The 22,688-nt window shown below is 69.9% G+C and carries 20 protein-coding genes; 12 read left to right on the top strand and 8 right to left on the bottom strand.

The genetic code is table 11. The features are described from left to right. Nucleotides 1-331: carboxymuconolactone decarboxylase family protein (locus tag ACE3TL_RS03075; protein WP_374577224.1), on the top strand; the 331-nt coding region annotated here is incomplete at its 5' end. Between the two features lie 64 nt (nt 332-395). Here ACE3TL_RS03075 and ACE3TL_RS03070 read toward each other — a convergent pair. Together ACE3TL_RS03070 and ACE3TL_RS03065 are read right to left on the bottom strand one after the other, a co-directional pair. Beyond that, nucleotides 396-1,034 (bottom strand): glutathione S-transferase family protein, encoded by a 639-nt coding sequence (locus ACE3TL_RS03070; protein ID WP_374577222.1) that lies wholly within the window; start codon nt 1,032-1,034, stop codon nt 396-398. A gap of 163 nt (nt 1,035-1,197) precedes the next feature. Beyond that, nucleotides 1,198-2,049, bottom strand: a complete 852-nt coding sequence (locus ACE3TL_RS03065) for a glutamate racemase (protein ID WP_374577228.1) — start codon at nt 2,047-2,049, stop codon at nt 1,198-1,200. Nucleotides 2,050-2,248: 199 nt separating this feature from the next. Here ACE3TL_RS03065 and ACE3TL_RS03060 point away from each other — a divergent pair, with 199 nt between their 5' ends. The 3 genes from ACE3TL_RS03060 to ACE3TL_RS03050 all read left to right on the top strand — a co-directional run bounded on the left by ACE3TL_RS03060 (nt 2,249) and on the right by ACE3TL_RS03050 (nt 5,400). After that, nucleotides 2,249-2,521, top strand: coding sequence for a hypothetical protein (locus tag ACE3TL_RS03060; RefSeq protein WP_374577220.1), 273 nt, complete (start codon nt 2,249-2,251; stop codon nt 2,519-2,521). A 14-nt stretch (nt 2,522-2,535) separates the two neighbouring features. Further along, nucleotides 2,536-3,195, top strand: coding sequence for a TetR/AcrR family transcriptional regulator (locus ACE3TL_RS03055; protein ID WP_374577219.1), 660 nt, complete (start codon nt 2,536-2,538; stop codon nt 3,193-3,195). Between the two features lie 84 nt (nt 3,196-3,279). Continuing rightward, on the top strand, nt 3,280-5,400 hold the full coding sequence (locus ACE3TL_RS03050; RefSeq protein ID WP_374577217.1) for a M3 family metallopeptidase: 2,121 nt from the start codon (nt 3,280-3,282) through the stop codon (nt 5,398-5,400). Nucleotides 5,401-5,418: 18 nt separating this feature from the next. On the opposite strand, the gene ACE3TL_RS03045 is transcribed toward ACE3TL_RS03050, so the two are convergent. After that, a complete protein-coding gene (locus ACE3TL_RS03045) occupies nt 5,419-7,857 on the bottom strand; it encodes a zinc-dependent metalloprotease (protein WP_374577216.1) in 2,439 nt (812 codons plus the stop codon). Nucleotides 7,858-8,010: 153 nt separating this feature from the next. Here ACE3TL_RS03045 and ACE3TL_RS03040 point away from each other — a divergent pair, with 153 nt between their 5' ends. The 3 genes from ACE3TL_RS03040 (at nt 8,011) to ACE3TL_RS03030 (ending at nt 10,879) form a co-directional block, all read left to right on the top strand. Then, nucleotides 8,011-8,484, top strand: coding sequence for a MerR family DNA-binding transcriptional regulator (locus ACE3TL_RS03040; protein ID WP_374577215.1), 474 nt, complete (start codon nt 8,011-8,013; stop codon nt 8,482-8,484). 92 nt (nt 8,485-8,576) lie between these two features. Next, a complete protein-coding gene (locus ACE3TL_RS03035; protein WP_374577213.1) occupies nt 8,577-10,364 on the top strand; it encodes an acyl-CoA dehydrogenase C-terminal domain-containing protein in 1,788 nt (595 codons plus the stop codon). Further along, on the top strand, nt 10,364-10,879 hold the full coding sequence (locus ACE3TL_RS03030) for an OsmC family protein (protein ID WP_374577212.1): 516 nt from the start codon (nt 10,364-10,366) through the stop codon (nt 10,877-10,879). The genes ACE3TL_RS03035 and ACE3TL_RS03030 overlap by 1 nt, the downstream gene beginning before the upstream one ends. Here the strand turns inward: ACE3TL_RS03030 and ACE3TL_RS03025 are convergent. The 3 genes from ACE3TL_RS03025 to ACE3TL_RS03015 form a co-directional block, all read right to left on the bottom strand. Further along, nucleotides 10,876-11,334 carry a very short patch repair endonuclease gene (locus tag ACE3TL_RS03025; RefSeq protein WP_374577211.1) on the bottom strand — a complete coding sequence of 153 codons (459 nt, stop codon included), beginning with the start codon at nt 11,332-11,334 and terminating at the stop codon, nt 10,876-10,878. The genes ACE3TL_RS03030 and ACE3TL_RS03025 overlap by 4 nt on opposite strands. Then, nucleotides 11,331-12,311: a cysteine synthase A gene (cysK, locus tag ACE3TL_RS03020; RefSeq protein WP_374577209.1), complete on the bottom strand. Its 981-nt coding sequence runs from the start codon at nt 12,309-12,311 to the stop codon at nt 11,331-11,333. The genes ACE3TL_RS03025 and cysK overlap by 4 nt, the downstream gene beginning before the upstream one ends. A gap of 121 nt (nt 12,312-12,432) precedes the next feature. Then, nucleotides 12,433-13,560, bottom strand: a complete 1,128-nt coding sequence (locus ACE3TL_RS03015) for a DNA cytosine methyltransferase (protein ID WP_374577208.1) — start codon at nt 13,558-13,560, stop codon at nt 12,433-12,435. A 119-nt stretch (nt 13,561-13,679) separates the two neighbouring features. Between ACE3TL_RS03015 and ACE3TL_RS03010 the strand changes: the two genes are divergently transcribed. The 5 genes from ACE3TL_RS03010 (at nt 13,680) to ACE3TL_RS02990 (ending at nt 20,007) form a co-directional block, all read left to right on the top strand. Then, on the top strand, nt 13,680-14,135 hold the full coding sequence (locus ACE3TL_RS03010) for a COG3650 family protein (protein ID WP_374577207.1): 456 nt from the start codon (nt 13,680-13,682) through the stop codon (nt 14,133-14,135). An 82-nt stretch (nt 14,136-14,217) separates the two neighbouring features. Further along, a complete protein-coding gene (locus ACE3TL_RS03005) occupies nt 14,218-15,957 on the top strand; it encodes an amidohydrolase family protein (protein ID WP_374577206.1) in 1,740 nt (579 codons plus the stop codon). Nucleotides 15,958-15,996: 39 nt separating this feature from the next. Beyond that, the gene (gene recQ / locus ACE3TL_RS03000; protein ID WP_374577205.1) at nt 15,997-17,865 is read left to right on the top strand and encodes a DNA helicase RecQ; all 1,869 of its coding nucleotides are present in this window, start codon (nt 15,997-15,999) and stop codon (nt 17,863-17,865) included. 73 nt (nt 17,866-17,938) lie between these two features. Beyond that, nucleotides 17,939-19,111 (top strand): DegT/DnrJ/EryC1/StrS family aminotransferase, encoded by a 1,173-nt coding sequence (locus ACE3TL_RS02995; protein ID WP_374577204.1) that lies wholly within the window; start codon nt 17,939-17,941, stop codon nt 19,109-19,111. Nucleotides 19,112-19,125: 14 nt separating this feature from the next. Then, nucleotides 19,126-20,007: a GNAT family N-acetyltransferase gene (locus ACE3TL_RS02990; protein ID WP_374577202.1), complete on the top strand. Its 882-nt coding sequence runs from the start codon at nt 19,126-19,128 to the stop codon at nt 20,005-20,007. On the opposite strand, the gene ACE3TL_RS02985 is transcribed toward ACE3TL_RS02990, so the two are convergent. Beyond that, on the bottom strand, nt 19,989-20,993 hold the full coding sequence (locus tag ACE3TL_RS02985; RefSeq protein ID WP_374577201.1) for a hypothetical protein: 1,005 nt from the start codon (nt 20,991-20,993) through the stop codon (nt 19,989-19,991). The two genes, ACE3TL_RS02990 and ACE3TL_RS02985, sit on opposite strands and share 19 nt — an antisense overlap. Next, nucleotides 20,990-22,687 (bottom strand): tetratricopeptide repeat protein, encoded by a 1,698-nt coding sequence (locus ACE3TL_RS02980; RefSeq protein WP_374577199.1) that lies wholly within the window; start codon nt 22,685-22,687, stop codon nt 20,990-20,992. The genes ACE3TL_RS02985 and ACE3TL_RS02980 overlap by 4 nt, the downstream gene beginning before the upstream one ends. Nucleotide 22,688 lies beyond the last annotated feature (1 nt).

Below are 22,688 nucleotides of genomic sequence, written 5' to 3'. Positions count from 1 at the left end.
CACCGCCGCCAAGGCCGCCGCCGCGATCATGGGCATGAACAACGTCTACTACCGCTCGCTGCACCTGCTTTCGAACGGCGAGTACAAGACCCTGCCGGCCAAGCTGCGGATGAACATCCTGGCCAATCCGGGCGTCGACAAGGCCGATTTCGAGCTGTGGTCCACCGCCGTCTCGGCCGTCAACGGCTGCGGCATGTGCCTGGACGCGCACGAGAGCGAACTGAAGAAGCATGGCGTGCCGAACACGTCGATCCAGGCCGCCCTGCGCATCGGTTCGGTGGTCAACGCCGTCAGCCGCGTGATCGCCGCTGAGGCAGCCGCCTCGGCCTGACGCCGTGACCCCGACGGACGCATCTTCCGCCCGCCTGGCCCATAGCCGGGCGGGCGGAATCGTTTCAGGATGCTGGCTGCGCTTGGTCGGCGATAAGGGCGTTGTCGATCTCGTCGGCGCGCCGGGCCGCAGGGCGTTGCAGATGGCGCTCCACATAGGCCTCGAACGCCGGGCGCCTTTCGATGGTCCCGAAGTTCATCCCCCAGGACAGGTGGGAGGCGAGGTAGAGGTCGGCGGCTGTGAAACTGTCCCCGACGAGGTAGGGGCGGCTTTCGACCGCGCCTTCCACCGTCGCCAGCACATCCTCCATGCAGCCGAAGCCCAGCATTCTGTGCTGCTCGATCGTCGGTTCGAAGTTCACCGCCTTGAAGCCCACGGCCTGCTCGATCGGGCCAGCGCCGAAGAACAGCCAGCGATAGTAGGGACCGCGCAGCCCGCTGTTCACCGGAGGCGCCAAGCCGGCCTGCGGAAAGGCGTCGGCGAGGTACGCGCAGATGGCCGCGCATTCGGTGACGACCACCCCGTCATGGACGATGGCGGGCACCTTGCCCATGGGATTGACGGCCAGGTAGTCGGCGCCCTTCGCCTCCCCGGTCTCCCAGCGCAGGACTTTCGTCTCGTAGGGCTGGCCGACCTCTTCCAGCATCCAGCGGATGATGCGGCCGCGCGACATGGGGTTGGTGTAGAAGACGAGATCGGACATGGTCGGCTCCAGTTGTTTGCGACAACAGAACGCAGAACTGCTGACAGCGGTTTGTCAGCAGCCGTTTCCCGCGGGCGGATCGGAGCGAGGCCACAGGCCAGGAATCGACCTGAGGCGCCGAGTGCGGCGGTAATGCCCCGCACTTTCATGATCTTGGGCCTCCCTAAGCCTTCTCGAAGCTTAGCGAGCCTCCCCAGAAGGTCTCGACCAGCATGTTCTGCGCCCCCGGAACCCCAGTGGTCAGGAAGCGGCGCTGGCCGCCGTCGCCGGTGCGATATTCCGGATGCTTGGCGAGATAGGCTTCCAGCGCATCGGCCGTCGCGTCCGGCTGGTGGATCAGCGGCGTGCCCGGCTTGAGCGCCGCGCGGAAGATGTCGGCGACGATCTCATAGTGCGTGCAGCCGAGGATCGCCCGGTCGGGCGCGCGGCCGATGCGCGTGGTCACGCTCGCCACATGGGCTTCGACCGCCTTGGCCAGATCGACGGCCCCTGCGCCGGCCTCGATCATCCTGGCCAGTTCCGGGCAGGGCTGGGCGAAGACCGCCACGTCCTGGCGGCGTTTGTCGATCTCGATCTCGTAGACGCGCGAGGCGGCGGTGGCCGGGGTGCAGAACACCGCCAGGATGTCGAGCTTCTCGACCTTGTCGCCGCGCCGTTCGGCCTCGTGCTCCCAGGGCAGGCCGGTGGCCGCCTCGATGGTCGGCACGATGATCCCCAGCACATTGACCGGCCGTCCCAGGGTTCGGCGGCAGTCCGGCAGCCAGGTCTGCTGCAGCCGGCGCAGGGCGATCGCCGAGGCGGTGTTGCAGGCCAGGACCACTAGGTCGCAGCCGGCCTCGAACAATCGCACGCAGCCGGCCTTGGTCAGTTCGACGATCTCCTCGCCGGTCCGTCCGCCATAGGGCGCGTTGGCCTGGTCGGCCAGATAGATGAAGTCGGTCTGCGGCATACGCCGCACCAGGGCGCGGTGCACGGAAAGCCCGCCCACGCCGGAATCGAAGACGCCGATGGCCATGACGCGGGTGTAGCCCCCGCCGTCATGTCCGTCCATGCGTCCCGCCGCCTGAGCGAACGCCGAAATTTCAAATTGACACAGCCGTCAAGATGACGTATGCGTCAAGTTAAGCGTTGCAGTGCGGAGCGTATCTCCCGACGGACGGCCCGCATGGGCCGTCCGCACTGCGTTTTGCATCCTAGAATCTGGATATCCCATCATGGCTCTATCAGCCCAAACCCCTGCGTCGGCCGAAAGGCCGGACGACGAAACACCCATCTCCACCTGGCGCATCGGCGTCGATGTCGACCTGGCCACCTCTCTGGCCCTGTCGCGCGCCGCGGCCCGCGCCCTGCTCGAACTGTCGCCTCTGGCCCATCGCGAGATGGTCGCCGCGCTCCATCACGAAATCGAAGTGCTGGAACATCAGAGCGATCCGCTGTCGCTGGCCGCGGCCAACGCCGTGCGCCAGTATCTCCCTGAGGCCGCCTGACTTCCCGGCGTCCCATGCGGGTCAATCTCGAGGCCCGGGCGGCGGCGGCCGAGCAGCGCAAGGCGCAAACGCGCGAGCGCCTGATCGAGGCCGCCATCGCGGTGATCGGCGAAAAGGGGCCGGACGCCTGTTCCATCGAAGATTTCGTGGCGGCGGCCGGCGTCTCTCGCGGCACTTTCTACAATTACTTCCCCACGGCCGAGAGCCTGTTGCAGGCGGTCCGGGTGAAGATCGTCGCCGCCCTGACCACGGTGCTCGACAAACGCCTGCCCAGGACCATGCCGGCGTGCGAGCGCCTGGCGACCCGTCTGCACAGCTACCTTGCAGCGGTGACTCACGACGCGGCCTGGAGCTGGATGATGCTGCGGCTGGACGGATCGCGACTGGAACGCGCGCCCGCGCTCGAAGCCAATCTGGACGAGATGTACCGCGCCGGCGTCGCCCAGGGCCGGTTCCGGGAAATGGACCCGGCCGCGGTCCGCACCCTGGTGTTCGGCGTCAGCCGGATGCTGCAACGGGACATGCTGATGGGCCTGTCGAACCCGGACCATGGCGTCCAGGTGGTGGCTCTGCTGCTCAGCGCCTGCGGCCTGCCCTTCGACGAGGCGCTGGAGGTCAGCGAGCGCGGCGCGGTCCTGGCCGCGGAAATCCAGACCGCCGTCGGCACACGCTGACGTCACATTACAAGCCCGTCATGTGACGTGCGCCCAGCTTGACCCTAAGGTCGGCGACGATCTGCAATCAATCTCGGAGCCCCCATGCAACGGCGCACCTTCCTGGCCGCTTCCAGCGCGTTCGCAGTGGCCTCCAGCCTGCCCGCCGTAGGCCTGGCGCAGAACGCCGCGGGCAATCCGATCACCGCGCCCTGGACCGGGCCGTTCGGCGGCGTGCCGGCCTTCGACAAGGTGAAGGTCGCCGACTTCCCGCCCGCCTTCGACCTGGCCATGAAGACCGAGCGGGCGGAGATCGACGCCATCGCCAATGCCCGCAGCGCGCCGACCTTCGACAACACCATCGCAGCGCTCGAGCGCGCGGGAGCGATGATGAACCGCGTGGGCGCCATCGGCGGGGTCTGGTCCTCCACCCTGTCGGACCCGGAGCTGCGCGCCCAGGAGAAGGTGCTGAACCCCAAGCTCGCGGCGCATAACGACGAGACGCTGCAGAACGCCAAGCTCTTCAAGCGGATCGAGGCGGTCTACGACAACCGCCAAGGCCTGACGCCCGAACAGCAGCGCCTGACCTGGGTCTACTGGAACCGCTTCGTGCGCGCCGGCGCCAAGCTCTCGCCCGCCGACAAGAACCGGGTGGCGGAGATCAACCAGGACCTGGCGGGCCTGTTCACCGCCTTCAGCCAGAACCTGCTGGCCGACGAGACGGACTACGTCCTCTATCTGCGTACCGAGAGCGAACTGGCCGGCCTGCCGGAAGACGTGCGCGCCGCGGCCGCCGCGGCGGCCGAAACCCGCGGCAAGCCGGGTGAATGGGCGATCCTCAACACCCGTTCATCCATGGAGCCGTTCCTGACCTATTCGACGCGCCGCGACCTGCGCGAGAAGGTCTGGCGCACCTATTACAACCGCGGCGACAACGGCGACGCCAAGGACAACAACGCCGGCATCCGCAAGATCCTGAAGCTACGCTTCGAGCGGGCGCAGTTGCTGGGCTTCCCGACCCATGCCCATTGGCGGCTGGACGCAGCCATGGCCAAGACGCCGGAAGCGGCCATGGCCCTGATGATGCGCGTCTGGCCCTCGGCCGTCGCAAGGGTGAAGGATGAAGTCGCCGAGATGCAGGCGATCGCCGACCGCGAGCGGGCCAATCTGCGGATCGAGCCCTGGGACTATCGCTTCTACGCCGAGAAGGTGCGCGCCGCGCGCTACGACCTCGATATGAACGAGATCAAGCCGTACATGCAGCTCGAGAAGCTGCGCGAAGGCATGTTCTGGGCCGCCGGCCAGGTCTACGGCTTCGAGTTCGTCCCGCTGCCCGACGTCCCGGTCGCCCATCCCGACATCCGCGTCTGGGAGGTCACGCGCGGCGGCCGACACGTCGGCCTCTGGTACTTCGACCCCTATGCGCGGCCGGGCAAGCGTTCGGGCGCCTGGATGAACGCCTATCGCAGCCAGGAGAAATTCGACCGGCCGGTCACGACTATCGTCTCGAACAACTCCAACTTCGTGAAGGGCGCTCCGGGCGCACCGGTGCTGATCTCCTGGGACGACGCCGAGACCATGTTCCACGAGTTCGGCCACGCCATCCACGGCCTGAACTCCGACGTGAACTACCCGACCCTGGCCGGGACCGCGGTGCCGCGCGACTATGTCGAGTTCCCCAGCCAGATCAACGAACACTGGCTGCCGACCCATGAGGTGCTGTCGCGTTTCGCCCTGCACCACCGCACCGGCGAGCCGATCCCCCAGGCCCTGGTCGACAAGCTGAAGAACGCCTCGACCTTCCGCCAGGGCTTCGACGTCACCGAATACCTGGCCTCGGCCCTGATCGACATGAAGCTGCACCTGGCCGGCGGGGCCGACATCGACCCGGACGCCTTCGAGCGCGAGGAGTTGGCCAAGCTCGGCATGCCGAGCGAACTGGTCATGCGCCACCGCACCCCGCAATTCGGGCACGTCTTCGCCTCCGACGGCTATTCGGCCGGCTACTACAGCTACCTGTGGTCGGAGACCCTGGCCCTCGACGTGGTCGACGCCTTCCAGCGCGCGCCGGGCGGCATGTACGACAAGGACATGGCCAGGAAGCTGCACGACAACGTCATGGCGGTCGGCAACTCGATCGACCCGGCGGTCGGCTATCGCCAGCTCATGGGCCGCGACGTCGATGTCTCGGCCTATCTGCGCGACAAGGGCTTCCCGACCGCCTGACGGCGGCCGGGATTGCGGTCAGTAGCCGCCGTCGCCGATGGGCATGCCGGGCGGAACCTTGGGTTTCAGCTTCGGCGCGGACAGTTCGGCCAGCAGGTCCTTGTCGGCGATGAGGGCGGCCAGCCGCTGGCGGTGCGCCCGGTCCGCGCCTTCCGTCCCGCCCTTCAGCCGCGCCGGCAGGGCCGCGAGCCGGGCGGAGATCTCCGAGGCCGCCGCCGGCGAAAGCTTCGGATCGCGCGCGGCGTTGGCCAGGTTCAGCACCAGCCGTGTCTGGACGCGCCGGGCGATCTCCGCCTGGCGGCCGCTGGCCGGCGCAAAGACCGTATCCAGCAGCCGGTCCAGCAGTTCGCCTGCCCCGAGTTGGCCCGGGTCGCGGCGATGCTGGTCGACCAGCCGCGCCAACCGGTCGGGCGCCAGCAGGTTGTCGAGGGTCAGGCTCGCCGCCGCCTCGGCCGCCGTCAGCGGATCGAACACCGGCCCGCCGGCCGTGCCGAACACCTCGATCTCATACTGCCGGTCGGGCTCGCCCGACTGGGCCGAGGACAGCATGGCGGTCAGGGCTTCGGGCGTATCGAGCTCCCTGGGCGCCAGGGTCGCCAGCATGGCCGACAGCGCCGCGCGCTGCTGGGCGGCCGGGACCGGGGACGAGGTCTCGCGCCCGTCGCCGATCACCGAATAGGCGAAATCGACCCCGCCGATCGACTTGCTGGCTGCGTCGAGCTGATAGCGGTGCAGCAGATAGATCGGGACATACTTGCGCTTCAGGTTGATCACCGGCTCGCCCGGCTTCAGCGCGCCCAGGCCGAACCGGTCGATGGCCACACGCCGCACCTTCATGATGCGGTCGAGCTCGGCGGCCGGGTCGTCGCCGTCGTCCCACAGGCTCCCCCAGGGCTGGCCCGCGCCGAGCGGGCGGGAATCGACGTCGGTGACATAGCGCTGGCCCTGGTCCACCGAAGCCTTGACCTTGCGCAGGGCCTCATCGCCGCCCGCACCATAGAGCCAGTCGACCGTGAAGCGGTCCCAGGCCCCGACCCCCACGCCATAGGCGTCCGACAGGTCGAGACGGCCGTCCTTGAGCAGGATGCGCGGCGCCGGATAGTCCATCACCGAGGCGCGGTCCTGGGTCGAGGCGGCGAAGTTGTGCGCCAGGCCGATGGAATGGCCGACCTCGTGCGCGGAAAGCTGGCGCAGGCGGGCGAGCGCCACCTGAACCGGGTCGTTCGGCCCGCCGGTATTGTTCATGTGAGCGCCGACCAGGCTTTCGAAGATCAGCATGTCCTGGCGTACGCGCAACGCGCCCAGCAACACCGAGCCCTTGACGATCTCGCCGGTGCGCGGGTCGCTGATCGCCTGGCCGTAGGACCAGCCGCGGGTGGCGCGATCCACCCAGTTGATGACGTTGTAGCGCACGTCCAGCGGATCGGCCCCTTCGGGCAGCACCTTGACCTGGAAGCCGCCGACGAAGCCGGCCGCATCGAACGCCTGGCTCCACCAGGAGGCGCCCTCGACCAGGGCCGTGCGGATCGGCTCGGGGGCGGCGCGGTCGACATAGAAGACGATGGGCTTCTTGACCGGCGAGCGGGCGGCGGCGGGATCGACCTTTTCCAGCCGGAAACGGTTGGCGAGCTGGTAGACGATCTCCTCGCCCAGCGGCGCGGCGTAGTCGAGCACGGTGGTCGAGAAGGTTCCGCCGCGCGGGTCGAAGCGGCGCGGCTCGTAGCCCGGCTCAGGCAGCTTCACCAGGCTATGGCGAATCTGCAGGCTGATCAGCCTGGGGTCCGGGGCGATATTGCGCACCTCCGGTCCCGGCGTGTCGGAGGCGAAGGTCTGGCGCGCCTCGAACTCGATGTTCTCGGGAAACACCTTCACGGCCGCCGGATCGGCGAGCGAGAGGTCGGGAACCAGCTTGTAGCCGGCTTCGCCAGCCTGCTTCAGCGCCTCGGCTACGCCGATCGCATCGCGGGTCAGGAAACCGGCGATATCGACCAGAATGCGCCCATCCGGCGCGGTCTCCAGCACATCGCCCGCCCAGACGGTGGAGACGGCGAAGGCGTCGCGGGCGGCGGCCTGCTCGTCGGCCGGCGCGCCCTGCGCCCGGAAGCGATGGTTTTCGAACTCGGCCACCACCTTCTTGCCGATGCGGCGGAAGGCCAGGACCTGGGTGTCGCCAAGCCGCGCCCGGTCGAGGCCGACCGGCGCCGAGCCGAGACCGGTCCTGAGCGCGGTGACGTAGAGATAGCGGCCGCTGACGCCGTCGGCGTCCGGCGCCGGCAAGGAAAGCAGGATGCGGCCCTTGGCCTTGTCGACATAGACCGGCAGCAGGCCATCCTGGCGTATCGCCCCGGCGCTGGCCGCGGGAGCCTTGTCCGGCGCCGCGAGGGCCGGAGACGCCAGCGACAGCACCGCAGCCAGTACGGCCGCCGAGGCGGCTGGCCAGAGACCGGATCGAACCATGACAAACGCCCCCTCTTGACCCGGCGCAGGCTAAGGTTGCGGGACCGGCTCGGTCCAGCGATCTTCTAAGTTACCGGCGATCACCTTGACGTAAACGGAAGCATCGACTTACGGTGTCAGCCGATAGAAACCTGCGTCCAGGGAGGACGCCGCATGCACGCCGACCTTCGCCGGCCCCATCGCACCTTCACCATTCGCCAGTTGTGCGTGGAGTTCAAATGCACGCCGCGGGCGCTGCGGTTCTATGAGGACAAGGGCCTGCTCTCGCCCGCGCGCGACGGGATGAACCGGGTCTATTCCTACAAGGACCGGGCGCGCCTCCAGCTTATCCTGCGCGGCAAGCGGGTGGGCCTGGCCCTGGCCGAGATTCGCGAAATCCTCGACCTCTACGATCTGGACGACGGCGGGGCGACGCAGAACGCCAAGTCGCTGCTCAAGTTCCGTGAACGGATCGTCGCCCTGGAAGCCCAGCGCGCCGACATCGACCACGCCATCGAGGAACTGCGCCGCGGCTGCGACGCTCTCGAGAAGCATCTGGCTCAGACCCGGCCGGACCTGCTGCCGCGCGCCGCCGACTACGACCAGGTGCTGCGCGAACGCCTGGGCGACCTGGAACACGCCAAATAGTCTCGCCGCCGTCGCCATGAGCGGCCGGCCGACCTAATCTGCCAGGGCTTGCGGCGCGGCCGCAGGCCCTTCTTTTCGTGATTGGAGCGCCCATGCCCTATCAGCCCCCCGTCCGCGAGCACGTCTTCCTGCTGCGCGACGTGCTGCAGATCGAGACCTACGCCGAGCTGCCCGCCTTCGCCGACGCCTCGATGGACGTGGTCGAGCAGATCATCGAAGAGGCCGGACGGTTCACGAGCGAGGTCCTGGCGCCGCTCAACCACGTCGGCGACCAGGAAGGCTGCACCTGGAGCCCCGATCATACGGTCAAGACCCCGACCGGCTTCAAGGAGGCCTACGCCCAACTGGTCGAAGGCGGCTGGCCTGCCCTCGGCGCCGAGCCGGCCTATGGCGGCCAGGGCCTGCCGCATGTGGTCAACCTGTCGTTCTCGGAGATGAGCTCGTCGGCCAACATGGCCTTCTCGATGTATCCGGGCCTGACCCACGGCGCCTATTCTGCCATCCTGAACGGCGGTTCGAACGCCCAGAAGGCGCTCTACCTGCCCAAGCTCGCCTCCGGTCAATGGGGCGGGACCATGAACCTGACCGAGCCGCATTGCGGCACCGACCTCGGCCTCCTGCGCACCAAGGCGGTTCCGCAGGGCGACGGCAGCTACAGGATCACCGGCGGCAAGATCTGGATCTCGGGCGGCGAGCACGACATGGCCGAGAACATCGTCCATCTCGTCCTGGCGCGGATCGAAGGCGCGCCGGAGGGCACGCGCGGCATCAGCCTGTTCATCGTCCCGAAGTTCATCCCCGACGCCGAGGGCAAGCCGGGCCAGCGCAACAGCGTCTATTGCGACGGGCTGGAAGAGAAGATGGGCATCCACGGCAACGCCACCTGCGTGATCCGCCACGAGGACTCGATCGGCTGGCTGGTCGGCGAGGAGAACAAGGGCCTGTCGCTGATGTTCGTGATGATGAACGAGGCGAGGATCGGGGTTGGCCTGCAGGGCGTGGCCCAGGCCGAGGCCGCCTATCAGGCCGCCGCGACCTTCGCCAAGGAGCGCTTGCAGGGCCGTTCGCTGACCGGGCCGAAGAACCCGGACGGCCCTGCCGACCCGATCATCGTCCACCCGGACGTGCGGCGGATGCTGATGGACTCGCGAGCCCTGGTCGAGGGCGGCCGCGCCTTCCTGTTCTGGACCGCGCTGCAAGGCGACCTGGCCCACGCTCATCCGGACGAAGCCATCCGCCAGAAGGGCGCCGACTACATGGCGCTGATGACCCCGGTGGTGAAAGGCTACCTGACCGACAAGGGGCTGCAGGTCTGCTCCAACGCCGTCCAGGTGCACGGCGGCTCGGGCTTCACCGAGCATTTCCCGGTCAGCCAGTACATGCGCGACGTGCGCATCGCCCTGATCTACGAGGGCACGAACGGCGTCCAGGCGCTGGACCTGGTCGGGCGCAAGCTGGCGGCCCAGGGCGGCCGGGCGGTGATGAGCTTCTTCGCCGAGATCGACGCCTTCGTCGAGGCCAACGGCGCCGATGCGGACCTCAAGCCGTTCGTGGAGGGCCTGTCCGACGCCAAGGGCAAGCTGCAGGAGGCGACCATGTGGCTGATGCAGAACGGCCTGATGAACCCCGACAACGCCGGAGCGGCCTCGAGCGACTACATGCACCTCTTCGGCCTAACGGCGCTCGCCTATATGTGGGCGCTGATCGCCAAGACCGCGAACGCGAAGATCGCGGCGGGCGACGCCGACCCCTTCTACGCGAGCAAGCTGGTGGTCGGCCGCTATTTCGTCGAGCGGCTGCTGCCCGACGCCGGCGCGCACCTGGCCAAGCTGAAGACCGGATCGGAATTGATGATGGCCCTGCCGGCCGAGGCGTTCTGATGGCCAGCTACACCGCCGACATCGCCTGGGCCCTTCGCGACGGCGAGGACTTCGCCAAGGGCCGTTACAGCCGCGGCCACGTGATCAGCTTCGACGGCGGCCTGATCGTGCCGGCCTCGGCCTCGCCGCACGTGGTCGGCAAGTGGGCGGTCGAGGAGGCGGTGGACCCCGAGGAGATGTTCGTCGCCGCGCTCTCCAACTGCCACATGCTGACTTTCCTGCACAAGGCGCGGCTGGCGGGCTTCGTCGCCGTCGCCTACCGCGACCACGCCAGCGGGACGATGGAGGAGGTCGCCCCCGGCCGCATGGCGGTGACCCGGGTCACGCTTTCTCCGCAGATCGAATGGCGGGGCGAGGCGCCCGACGCCGACCAACTGGCCGACCTGCACCACCAGGCCCACGAAGAGTGCTTCATCGCCAATTCGGTGAAGACACAGGTGACGGTGGCCGCCAGACCCTCCTCCACTCGTCCCGACGAAAGCCGGGATCCAAGCAGCAGCTCCGGCCTCGCTTAGCCGCTCGAGTCAGCCTGGGTCCCGGCTTTCGCCGGGGTGACCGGGTGTTGCGCCAGCATCCCCTCCAGCCGCGCCGTCAGCGCCGCCGCGTCCTTAAGGTCGCATTCCCAGATCGTCTCGACCCGCCAGCCGGCGGCGGTCAGTTCGGCGGCGGTGCGCGCGTCCCGGGCCGCGTTGCGGGCGACCTTGGCGGTCCAGTACTCGCGGTTGGCCTTGGGCACGCGCGACCCTCGCGCGCAGTCATGACCGTGCCAGAAGCAGCCGTGGACGAAGATCGCCAGCCGCCGACCGGCCATGACGATGTCGGGCGTGCCGGGCAGGTCCTTCCGGTTCAGCCGATAGCGCGCGCCCAGCGCCGTCAGCGCCTTGCGCACCTTCAACTCGGGCGAGGTGTCCCTGCCCTTCACCCGGCGCATCACCGCCGAGCGCTTCTCCCGCGTGAAGACGTCGGTCAAAGCCCGTCGAACAGAGCGGTCGAGAGGTAGCGCTCGGCGAAGCTGGGGATGATGGTCACGATCAGCTTGCCGGCGTATTCGTCGCGCGAGGCGAGGTCGAAGGCCGCGGTCAGGGCCGCTCCCGACGAAATGCCGACCGGAATCCCCTCCTCCTTGGCGAGGCGTCGCGCCATGGCGAAGCTGTCGTCGTTGGAGACCTGGACGATCTCGTCGATCACGCCGCGGTCGAGGATCGAGGGCACGAAGCCCGCGCCGATGCCCTGGATCTTGTGCGGCGCCGGCTGGCCGCCCGACAGCACCGCCGAGGCTTCCGGCTCGACCGCGACCATCTTCACGCCCGGCTTGCGGGCCTTCAGCACCTGGCCAATGCCAGTGATGGTGCCGCCGGTGCCGACGCCGGAGACCACCGCATCGACCTTGCCAGCGGTGTCGTTCCAGATTTCCTCGGCGGTCGAGACCCGGTGGATCAGGGGATTGGCCTCGTTGTCGAACTGCTGGGGCATGACCGCGCCGGGGATCGCCTCGACCAGCTCCCGGGCGCGGGCGACCGCGCCGGCCATGCCGCGTTCGGCCGGGGTCAGCTCGAGCTTGGCGCCCAGGATGACCAGCATCTTGCGCCGTTCTATCGACATGCTCTCGGGCATGACCAGAGTGATCGGATAGCCCTTGGCGGCGGCCACGAAAGCCAGCGCGATGCCGGTGTTGCCGCTGGTCGGCTCGACGATGGAGCCGCCGGGCTTCAGGCGGCCGGTGGCCTCCAGCCATTCGACCATGGCCACGCCGATGCGGTCCTTCACCGAGGCCAGCGGGTTGAAGAACTCCAGCTTGGCGACGACCTCGCCCTTGGGCTTCAGCGCGGCGGTCAGGCGCGGCAGGCGCACGATCGGCGTGTCGCCGATCAGGTCCAGGACCGAGTCGAAGATCTTCCCGCGGCCCGAACGCTGGTAGCGGGCGGCGTCGTAGCTGGCTTCGGTCATGGCGTCCTTCCGTCTTGGCTGGCCAGTTCGGGCTGATCTTCTTTGAGCTGGCTTGCGCGCTAACCTATTCACCCGCACCGGATTTGGAAGCGCACTTCTTCTGACCGAAGGCCCAGCCCCTCTATTCGGCCGCCGCTGCGACGGGCGGGGCGAGCAGCGGCTCGAGAATCTGGGCGGCCAGCCAGCGCACCACAGGGACCGCGACCCCGTCGCCCACCACATGCAGGGCGCCGGTCGCCGCACGCGGCAGGCGGTAGTCTTCCGGTAGGCCCATCAGCCGCGCGCCTTCCCGCGGCGAGACCAGGCGCGAGCGGACGCGGCCGTCCTCGATCACCACCAGGGTCTGGCGCGAGGAGCCGCCGCGCGGCGTGCGCAGGCAACCAGCCAAGCCGTCGAACCGCACCTCCGCCCGCTGGACGCGGACTCCGGTCTCGACCCGCATGCGCCGGAAGACCGCGCCGACCCGCCGCTCGCCGGCCGCCCGCGCCGCTTCGATGCGCGCCAGATGCTGCGGCGCCATCAGCGCCAGCAGAGCGCGGGTGCGCGCCTCGTCGTTCCAGACGACCGCTTCGTCCGGCTCCAGCAGGCTGGCGAGGTCGGCGTTGCGCGCCGGCGGCGCCTCACCGCGCCACCAGACCCACCGCCGCGCCAGGTCGCCCGGCAGCCGCGCCTGCGCCTCGCGAACCGCGCGGGTATGAAAAGGGCTCTCGCCGGTCAGGCCGGGCGTAGGAGGGATTCGGCTGGCCACCACGAAGACCCGTGGGCGCGATTGCGGGACGAACCGGGCCGCATCGATTTCCAGCGCCCCGAACACATAGCCCTCGTCGGCCAGGGCCTGGCAGAGGGCCGTGAAATCCGCCCCGCCGTGCGAGGTGAGCAGGCCGCTCACGTTCTCGATCACCACCAGCCGCGGCGCCGCCGGCCCCAGGGCCTGGATCAGCCGCCAGAACCCGAAGAAGGCCGAGGAGCGCCCGCCCGCCAGGCCGGCCCGGCCGCCGGCGAGGCTGAAATCCTGGCAGGGTGACGACGCCCAGGCGAGATCGGCGTAAGGCGCCAGGCGGGCGGGTTCGACCGCCCAGACGTCGCCCTCGTGCAGATGCGTCTCGGCGTCTTCGAAATTGGTGCGATAGGTCGCCGCCTTCAGCGGGTCGAAATCGTTGGCGAAGGCGCAGCTCCAGCCTTCGCCCAGGCCGATGCGGGCCATGCCGCCGCCGGCGAAGAATTCGTAGAAGGTGCGGCCGCGACTCATGGCGCGGCAAGTCTACCCGCCGCGCCGGAGCGCGCCAGACCTGCCTGGGGGAAAGGGCGGGACGGAACCGCCCGTCTGCTCTATCCGTATGCGCCGGGTCTAGCTTCGGAGACGCCCAGATGCGCGCATCGATCCTCATCGCCGCCCTGGCGCTGGCCGCCTGCCAGCCGCAGGCGCCGGATGGCTCGCTGGCCCAGCCGCCGGCCGATGCGCCGCCGCTTCCAGCCGAGCCGGCGCCCCCGCCCGCAACGCCCGCCGCCTTCCAGGGCGACATCGACGCCCATGGGACCGAGCCGTTCTGGGCGGTCGAGATTCGCCAGACTCAGATCAGCTTCAAGACGTCCGACGCCAGCATCGTCTTCCCGGCGGGCGGCATGGCGGTGGCCGATGGCGCAGCGGTCTGGGAGAGCACGGCCGGAGACAAGCCGATCAAGATCACCCTGCGCGAGCAGCCCGGCTGTTCGGACGGGATGTCGGACCTGAAGTATCCGCTGGCCGCCGAGGTCGCCCTGGGCGGCACGACCTACAAGGGTTGCGCCGCCAAGACGTCGGAAAAGCCCAGGGAAGGCGGCTGACCCTTCCGTAACGGCGCCCTTGACCCGCCCGCGGCCGGAGGCGGCTAATCCCGCCCGACCGACGACGACCCAGGAGGCTGCGATGGAACGGGCCCATGATCTCGTGATCCGAGGCGCGACGCTGGTGGACGGGTCCGGCGCGCCGCCACGCGAAGCCGACGTGGCGGTCAAGGACGGCAAGATCGCCGCCGTCGGCAAGGTCGCCGGCCGCGGGACCGAGGAGATCGACGCCCGAGGCATGCTGGTCACGCCCGGCTTCGTCGACATCCACACCCACTACGATGGCCAGGCGACCTGGGACCAGCGGATGCAGCCGTCCTCCTGGCATGGCGTCACCACCGTGGTGATGGGCAATTGCGGAGTCGGTTTCGCACCATGCCGCCCGGAGGACCACGATCGGCTGGTGCGGCTGATGGAAGGGGTCGAGGACATTCCATTCCCGGTGCTTTCCGAGGGCCTGCCCTGGAACTGGCGAAGCTTTCCCGACTATCTGGGCAGCCTGGCCGGGCGGGCGTTCGATGTCGACATCGGCGCCCAGTTGCCTCACGCCGCCCTGCGGGTGTTCGTGATGGGCGAGCGCGGCGCCAACCGCGAGGAGGCGAGCGCGCAGGACATCGCCGCCATGGCCGCGATCGCCCAGGAGGCGGTCGAGGCCGGCGCCTTGGGGTTTTCCACCTCGCGCACCCTCAACCATCGCACCAGCGACGGCCAGCCGACCCCGACCCTGACCGCCTCGGAGGACGAGTTGACCGGCATCGCCATGAGCCTGGCCGCCGCCGGCAAGGGCGCACTGCAGTTCGTTTCCGACTTCGCCGACCCGGAGGCCGAGTTCGCCATGTTGCGGCGGATCGTCGAGCGTTCGCGCCGGCCGCTGTCGTTCTCGCTGGTCCAGAGCCCGGTCCAGCCAAATCAGTGGCGGCTGCTGCTGGAACGGCTGGGCGAGGCTGCGCAGGCTGGCCTGCCGATGAAGGCCCAGGTGTGCGGACGCCCGGTCGGGGTGCTGTTCGGCCTGGAGCTGACCCTCAATCCCTTCAGCCACCATCCGGCCTATCGCGAGATCGCCGCCGAGCCCCTGGCCCGCCGGGTCGCGGCCCTGCGCGATCCGGATTTCCGCGCCCGCCTGCTGGCGGACAGCGGCGAGGCGACGCCCGCCTTCGCCGCCAACATGACCCGCAACTGGAAGGTCATGTTCCTGATGGGCGAAAACCCGGACTACGAGCAGACGCCCGACCGCACGGTGCTGGCGCTCGCCAACGCCCGTGGCATGGACCCTGCGGAGCTGGCGCTCGACCACATGCTGACGGACGACGGGCGCGGCATGCTCTACCTGCCGTTCCTCAACTATGCGGACGGCAGCCTCGATCCGTCCCATGCCATGCTGAGCGATCCGAACACCGTGCCGGGCCTGTCGGACGGCGGCGCTCATGTCGGCATGATCTGCGACGGCTCGTTCCCCACCTCGAACCTCACCCACTGGACGCGCGACCGCACGCGCGGCGCGCGCTTGCCGCTGGAGGCCATGGTGCGGATGCAAAGCCACGACACCGCCCAGACGCTCGGCCTTTTTGACCGCGGCCTGGTCGCGCCGGGCTACCGCGCCGATCTCAACGTCATCGACTACGACCGGCTGTCGCTGCACGCCCCCAGCGTCGCCTACGACCTGCCTGCGGGCGGGCGACGGCTGATTCAGCGGGCGGAGGGCTATGTGGCGACCATCGTCGCGGGCCATGTCACCTATCGCGACGGTGAGCCGACGGGCGCTCTGCCGGGCCGCCTGCTACGCGGCGCCCAGGCCGCACCCGCGGCGATCGCGGCCGAATAGCGCCTTCACCCCTGTCCCGACGCAGGCCATAAGCGGGGAATGGCCGCCTCCCTCGCGCCTCAAGCCTCTTTCGACGACGCGCCGGACCTGGAACGGGCGCGCGAAATCCTGCGCCGCACCTTCGGGCACGCCGATTTCCGGGGCCGGCAGGCCGAGGTGATCACCGAGGTGCTGGCCGGACGCAGCGCCATGGCCGTGCTGCCGACCGGCGGCGGCAAGAGCGTCTGCTACCAGATCCCGGCCATGCTGCGGCCGGGGCTCGGCCTGGTGGTCTCGCCGCTGATCGCCCTGATGACCGACCAGGTGGCCGGGCTGCAGCAGCTCGGCGTCGCCGCCGCCAAGCTCGATTCGACCGGCGATCCGGCCGAACGCGCCCAGACCTGGGAGAAGATCGAGCGCGGCGAACTGGACCTGCTCTATGTGTCGCCCGAGGGCCTGATGCAGCCGTGGATGCTGGAGCGGCTGGCCCAGGTTCCGCTAGCGCTGATCGCCATCGACGAAGCCCACTGCGTCAGCCAGTGGGGTCACGATTTCCGGCCCGAATACCGGATGCTGGGACGCCTGGCCGACATCTTCCCCGGCGTGCCGCGGCTGGCGGTCACCGCCACCGCAGACACCCGCACGCGCGAGGACATCCGCGCCGAGCTAAGGCTGCAGGAGAGCTGCGAGTTCGTCGCCAGCTTCGCACGACCCGAACTGGCCCTCAGCGCCGAGCGCAAGCGCGGCGCCGGCCATAAGCGGGTGCTGGAGCTGGTCGCCGCACGGCCAGGCCGCTCGGGCGTGGTCTATGCCGGCTCGCGCGACGGGGTGGACAAGCTGGCCCAGGCCCTGCGCGACGAGGGCGTGCCGGCGCTCGCCTATCACGCCGGCCTCGACAAGGCGGTGCGCGCGCAGCGGCTGGAGAAGTTCCTCGAGGCCGACGAGGCGGTGATGGTCGCGACCATCGCCTTCGGCATGGGCGTCGACAAGCCGGACGTCCGCTATGTGATCCACGCCGATCCGCCCGCCTCGGTCGAGGCCTATTGGCAGGAGATCGGCCGCGCCGGCCGCGACGGCGAGCCGGCCGAAGGCCTCACCCTCTATGGCGCGGCCGACATGGCCTGGGCGCTGCGCCGTCTGGACAGCCGCGACGTGGACGAGGGCGTCAAGCAGGTGCAGGCGCGCAAGGTTCGCCAGCTTTACGCCATGCTGGACGGCACCACCTGCCGATCCGCCGCCGTGCGCCGTTATTTCGGCGAGGAGGGCGTCCAGGCCTGCGGCCAGTGCGACATCTGCCTGGGCGAGGTCGAGACCATCGACGCGACGCGCCCGGCCCAGATGGCGCTCTCGGCCGTGCACCGGATGGGCGGCCGCTACGGCCGCGGGCGCATCGTCGACCACCTGCTGGGCAAGACCAAGGACCCGTCGGACTTCGAGGCCGGCCTGACCACCTTCGGCATCGGCGGAGACCTGAGCGCCGTCGCCTGGCGCGACCTGATCGACCAGCTGCTGTTCGACGGCCTGTTGCGCGAAGATCCCAATGACGGCCGCCCGCTGATCGGCCTGGGCGACGCCGAAGGCGTGAAAGCGGTCTATCGGGGCGAGCGCCAGGTGGCCCTGCGCAAGCCGGCCGAACCGGCTCCGTCCTCGCGCACGCGCAGTTCGCGCCGCAAGGGCCGCGACGCCGCCCCGCCGGTGGGGCCGCACGACGTCCCGGTGTTCGAGGCCCTGCGCGCCTGGCGCCGCGACGAGGCCGCGCGCCAGCATGTGCCGCCCTATGTGATCTTCCACGACCGCACCCTGGCCGAGATCGCCACGCGCAAGCCGGCCGGCCTGCGCGACCTGGCCGCGCTCTCCGGCGTGGGAGAGGGCAAGCTGGAGCGCTATGGCGTGGCGGTGCTGCAGGTGCTGCGGTCGATGGAGACCTGACGCGGCGCCGGCCGTAATCACCGCTTAACCTTGGCGGCGATAGCTTGATCCTCCTTCTTACGGGGCGAAGGACATGGCCAGCCGGGGCGCGATCCAGTCCATCCTGACCGAACCGGATTCCACGGTTGCGCTCGCGCCCGCCGTCCCGGCGCTGTTGCCTGTCGCCCGCCCGTCGCTCCCTCGCTTCGAGGCTCTGGCCCCCTATCTGCGGCGAATCGACGAGGGACGCTGGTATTCCAATTTCGGGCCGCTGCTGAACGCGTTCGAGGCTCGCCTGGCCGACCGCTTCGGCCACGGCGCGCAAGTAGTCACCGTGGTCAATGCGACCCAGGCCCTGACCCTCACCCTGCTGGCGCTCGACCTGCCCCGCGGCGCGCTGTGCATGGTCCCGTCCTACACCTTCGTGGCCACCGCCCATGCGGTGGTCGCCGCTGGACTGACGCCCTGGTTCGTGGACGTCGATCCGGCCGACTGGATGCTCTCGCCCGGCGCGGCCCGCGACCTGCTGGCCGCGGCGCCCGGCGAAGTACGCGCCGTCGTTCCGGTCGCCGCCTTCGGCGCCGCGCCCGACATCGCCGGCTGGAAGGCCTTGCGTGAGGAGACCGGGATCGAGGTGGTGATCGACGCGGCCGCCGCCTTCGACACCGCCTGCGACTGCGCCCTGCCCACCATCGTCAGTCTGCACGCCACCAAGGCGTTGGGCGTCGGCGAAGGCGGCTTCCTGGCCACGAACGACGTGGGCCTGGCCGAGCGCGTGCGCCGCCTGACCACCTTCGGCTTCCATGGCGAGCGGCTGGCCCTGGTTCCGGCCACCAACGCCAAGCTATCGGAATACGCCGCCGCCGTCGGGCTGGCGGCGCTGGACGACTGGCCCACCACACGGCTGCGCTACCTGCGGGCCAGCCAGTTCATGCGCATGGCCCTGTCGCAGACCAAGATCGGCTTCCAGCCCGGCTGGGGCGCCGACTGGATCACCAGCGTCTGCGTCGTGCGCCTGCCCGCCGGCGCCCGCGCTGCCGAAGTCGAGGCCCGCCTGGAGGCGGACAGCGTACAGACCCGCCGCTGGTGGGGCGAGGGATGCCACGCCAACCCCGCGTTCCGGAGCCATCCGCACGCCGACCTGACCGCGACCGAGGCCCTGGCCGCCTCCGTGCTGGGCCTGCCCTTCGCCGTCGATCTCGATGCGCATGAAGCCTCGCGCATCGCCCTGGCCCTCGAGCGCGCGCTGGACGCCGGTCGCGGCTGATCGGCCAAGCGTCCGTGACCGCGCCGCATCCCTATCTCAATCCCCGCTATGTCGCGGCTCTGGAGGACGGCCTGCCCGCGCTGGCTGTGCCCGAATGGCGATCCTGGGCGATCCCGCGGCTGGTCCCAGGAGGCGGCCAGGACGCCACGGGCGTCTATCCGATGACGCCGCTGGCGGCCGACGCCGACCTGGAGGACGGCCTCGCGCGCTGCCGCGCCGCGGGCCTGGTCTCGCTGGTGATGGTTCCCGATCCGCTGGCCGCCCCCGATCCGGCTGCGCTTCAGCGGGCCTTTCCGATCTGCCGCCCGTTCAAGACCCACTACCTGATCGACCGTTCCACGCCCTTCGCGCCCAGTCGCCACCACCGCGAGCGCATCCGGCGGGGCCAGAGGCGATGCCGGATCGAGCTGACCTCGCTGGACCGCCACATGGATGGCTGGCGGGCGCTCTATGCGGAGCTGTCGGCAAAACGGGAGATCGCCGGAACCGCCGCCTTCCGGCCAGACTATTTCGAGGCTCTGGCCGCCGATCCAGCCATCTGCGCCTTCGCCGCCTTCGTCGGCGACGACCTGGCCGGCATGACCCTGTGGTTCGAGCATGACGGCGTGGTCTACAACCACCTCACCGCCTCGAACGCCGCCGGCTACGCCAATGGTGCGAACTTCGCCCTCTACGCCGCCGCCGTGGAGCATTTCACCAGCGGCGTCGTCAACCTGGGCGGGCCGGCCGGCATGAGTGACGCCGACGACGGCCTGGCGCAGTTCAAGGCGGGCTTCGCCAACGCCCGCACCCAGGCCTGGCTGTGCGGCGCGGTGCTCGACACCGAGCGCTACGAGCGCCTCGCCGCCGGGCGTGAGACGAGCGCCTATTTCCCGGCCTATCGCGCCCCGGCCTGAACCTGGCGGACGGCGCGCACGACTCGCGCCATGTCCTCCTCGCCGTAACGATGATCGCAGGGCAGCGACACCAGCCGCCGCGCGAGGTCGTGCGCCGGCCCGAACCTCTCCGGCGAAGGCAGGTCCGCCCAGTGGCGGGCGCAGAAGACGCCCTGCGCCGCCATCCCGCGCACGAAGGCCGCGGCGTCGGCGACCAGGATCGGAAAGGCCAGGGGCGGCCAGTTCGGCGGCTCCGGCCACAGGGCGATATCGGCCAAGGCGGCCGCCAGACAGCCGGCGTTGCGCCGACGCGCGGCGATCAAGGGTTCGGCGAGACAGCCGCGCAGCGCCTGCGCCGTCCGCGGCGACATCGCCGCAGCATCGACCGTGAACGCCGCCTCCTGGGCCTGGAAGGCGGGAAACCAGGTCTCCGGCGCCTGGCCGTCGGGGTCGCCAGCGCGGGCCGCCTGGGCCCCGGCTTCGGTTCGCGAGGGCGGCGCGGACGGTTGGAGAAGCTTCGTCTCGGCCACCAGCAACCCGCCGTCGCCGACCCCGATCAGCTTGCGCGGGCTGAAGAGCCGCACCGCACCCCAGGCCGGCCCCGGCGCCAGGGCCTGGGCGCGATCCTCGATCCACAGGACGTCGGGCCGCGCGCGGACCAGGGCCTGGAAATCCTCGCTCGGCGACCGGCCGAAATAGGCGATCCCGACCACCGCATCGCCCGACCGCACCGATTGCAGATCTTGGAGCCGCGGCTCCAGCCGCTCGTCCACCGCGTACCAGGCCGCCTGTCGCCGGCCCGCTATAGCGCCCTCCATCAGGGCGGGGCAGGCATAGGCCGGCAGCCAGACCCGGCGCACCTCCCTGTCGGCCAGCAGCGCCGCCAGGGCGCTGCGCGCCGAGGAATAGGCCGCCCAGTTCGCACCGGCGGTCCAGAAATCCCAAAGGCTCTGGCCAGAAACTTCGTCCGTAGACGGAAGAGGCAGGACGCTTCCGATCGTCCTCACGCCAGCCAACGCGCGAACATGGCGCGATAGGCCGCTTCCAGCCGGCGGGCGAACCCGGCCTCGTCGCGATAGGCCGAGGCGTCGAAGCCCTGCCGGGTCCGCGCCCGCAAGGCGTCGAGGGCGGCATGGTCGGCGGTCAGGTCCAACGCCCGCGCCACATAGTCGTCCCAGCTTTCGGCCACCAATTCGGGCAGGCCGCATGGCAGCACCGCAGGCAGGCCGATCCGCGAATAGAAGTCGTCGCCCTTCAGGGTCAGCACCGGCACGCCGTTGGCCAGGGCGTCGCAGGTGGTGGTTCCCCCCGGACAGGGCGAAGGATCGAGCGCCAGGTCGATGTCCTGAAATTCCCTCAGATAGTCGAGGCCGCTAGTGTGGCCGCGGAACTCGAGCTGATCGGGGTCCGCGCCCCAGCCGGCGAAGCGGGCGCGCGTCGCGCGTTGCAGCACCGGATCGACGAAATAGCTGTATTTCAGCACCAGCCGGTCCCTCGGCCGCGCCCGCAGGATCTTCGCCCAGGCCTCGACCGTCGCATCGCTGAGCTTGGCCGGGTTGTTGAACGAGCCGTAGACCACATGGCCGCGCGCCAGGGCCGGGGTCGGAACCAGGTCCGGGCGGTTCGCCGGCGGGCGATAGGGGACCATGATCTCCCCGAGATTCCAGATTTCCTCGCAGAACGCCTCTGCGGTGCCGGGCGCATCCATCGACTGTGCGTGCAGCACATAGTCGATGCACGCGAGCCCCGTGGTTTGGACGAAGTTGATCCAGGCGACCTGGATCGGCGCCGGACGGCGCGCAAAGACCGGCAGGCGACCGCCCGCATTGTGCCCCCAGATGTCGACCAGGATGTCGATGCGGTCGGCGCGGATCATCGCCGCGGCCGCCTCGTCGTCCAGCGCGCCGATCGCCCGGGCGGTGCAATGGCCGGGCAAGGCCGCTTCGAAGGCCGGATCGACGCAATAGAGGAACACCTCCACCGCCTGCGGATCATGAGCTTCCAGCACCGGACCGATGAACTGGGCCACCTGGTTGCGGGTGAAGCTCGGCCCGAGATAGCCGACGCGCAGGCGCCGGTCGGCCCGGCGCTCGACCGCGAAATCCGGCGACGGGAAGGCGGCCGTATCGGCGTAGAGCTGGCCCCAGCGGCGCCCCTCCGCCAGCACCCGTTGCAGTCGGTCCTCTGCATGGAACAGCGCATAGAGCAGGAATTCATGCGCCTCGGCGTCGGAGAACACCTCGGACACTGCGGTGAAGACGTCGGTCGCCTCCTTCATCCGTCCCTGGTGCTGCAGGGCCAGGCCGTAGGCGATGAAGTTCTCCGGCTCCAGGTTGTCGAAGTCGAGCCCTCGGCCCAGGCAGACGCTGGCCGCGGCCATCAGCTTGGCGGCGTAGAACTTCATGCCGATCTCGCGGCAATAGGCCTTGTCCCCACGCAGGCGCGCCATGTCGGCCCCCGCCGCCCGAATCGCCGCCGTGCCGTGCAGGTTGCGGGCGTCGTCCAGCGTCTGGGCCGCGAGCGCCGGCTCCCCCGCCGCCGTCAAGGCGCTGGAGAGCCAGTAGCGCGACTCCCAATCGACGGGATCGGCCTGGGCCGCTTCGTGAAAGAGGTTGGCGGCCTGGACGGGATCGCCGGCGGCCAGGGCCGCGCGGCCCTGCGCCATGCGGTCGCGGGGAATTGGGTCTAGGGCAGCGGACACG

Origin of the sequence: Phenylobacterium sp., assembly GCF_041920015.1 — a bacterium.
Taxonomy (GTDB): domain Bacteria; phylum Pseudomonadota; class Alphaproteobacteria; order Caulobacterales; family Caulobacteraceae; genus Phenylobacterium.
This window is presented reverse-complemented; position numbering and strand designations above follow the sequence as displayed.

Bases quoted from the DNA above. Each gene is read 5' to 3' on its own strand.
- ACE3TL_RS03060 (WP_374577220.1), top strand. From the start codon at position 2,249: ATGGCTCTATCAGCCCAAACCCCTGCGTCGGCCGAAAGGCCGGACGAC.
- ACE3TL_RS03040 (WP_374577215.1), top strand. From the start codon at position 8,011: ATGCACGCCGACCTTCGCCGGCCCCATCGCACCTTCACCATTCGCCAG.
- ACE3TL_RS02995 (WP_374577204.1), top strand. From the start codon at position 17,939: ATGGCCAGCCGGGGCGCGATCCAGTCCATCCTGACCGAACCGGATTCC.
- ACE3TL_RS03035 (WP_374577213.1), top strand. From the start codon at position 8,577: ATGCCCTATCAGCCCCCCGTCCGCGAGCACGTCTTCCTGCTGCGCGAC.
- ACE3TL_RS03010 (WP_374577207.1), top strand. From the start codon at position 13,680: ATGCGCGCATCGATCCTCATCGCCGCCCTGGCGCTGGCCGCCTGCCAG.
- recQ (WP_374577205.1), top strand. From the start codon at position 15,997: ATGGCCGCCTCCCTCGCGCCTCAAGCCTCTTTCGACGACGCGCCGGAC.
- ACE3TL_RS03055 (WP_374577219.1), top strand. From the start codon at position 2,536: ATGCGGGTCAATCTCGAGGCCCGGGCGGCGGCGGCCGAGCAGCGCAAG.
- ACE3TL_RS03015 (WP_374577208.1), bottom strand. From the start codon at position 13,560: ATGAGTCGCGGCCGCACCTTCTACGAATTCTTCGCCGGCGGCGGCATG.
- ACE3TL_RS03050 (WP_374577217.1), top strand. From the start codon at position 3,280: ATGCAACGGCGCACCTTCCTGGCCGCTTCCAGCGCGTTCGCAGTGGCC.
- ACE3TL_RS03070 (WP_374577222.1), bottom strand. From the start codon at position 1,034: ATGTCCGATCTCGTCTTCTACACCAACCCCATGTCGCGCGGCCGCATC.
- cysK (WP_374577209.1), bottom strand. From the start codon at position 12,311: ATGACCGAAGCCAGCTACGACGCCGCCCGCTACCAGCGTTCGGGCCGC.
- ACE3TL_RS03065 (WP_374577228.1), bottom strand. From the start codon at position 2,049: ATGGCCATCGGCGTCTTCGATTCCGGCGTGGGCGGGCTTTCCGTGCAC.
- ACE3TL_RS03005 (WP_374577206.1), top strand. From the start codon at position 14,218: ATGGAACGGGCCCATGATCTCGTGATCCGAGGCGCGACGCTGGTGGAC.
- ACE3TL_RS03030 (WP_374577212.1), top strand. From the start codon at position 10,364: ATGGCCAGCTACACCGCCGACATCGCCTGGGCCCTTCGCGACGGCGAG.
- ACE3TL_RS03045 (WP_374577216.1), bottom strand. From the start codon at position 7,857: ATGGTTCGATCCGGTCTCTGGCCAGCCGCCTCGGCGGCCGTACTGGCT.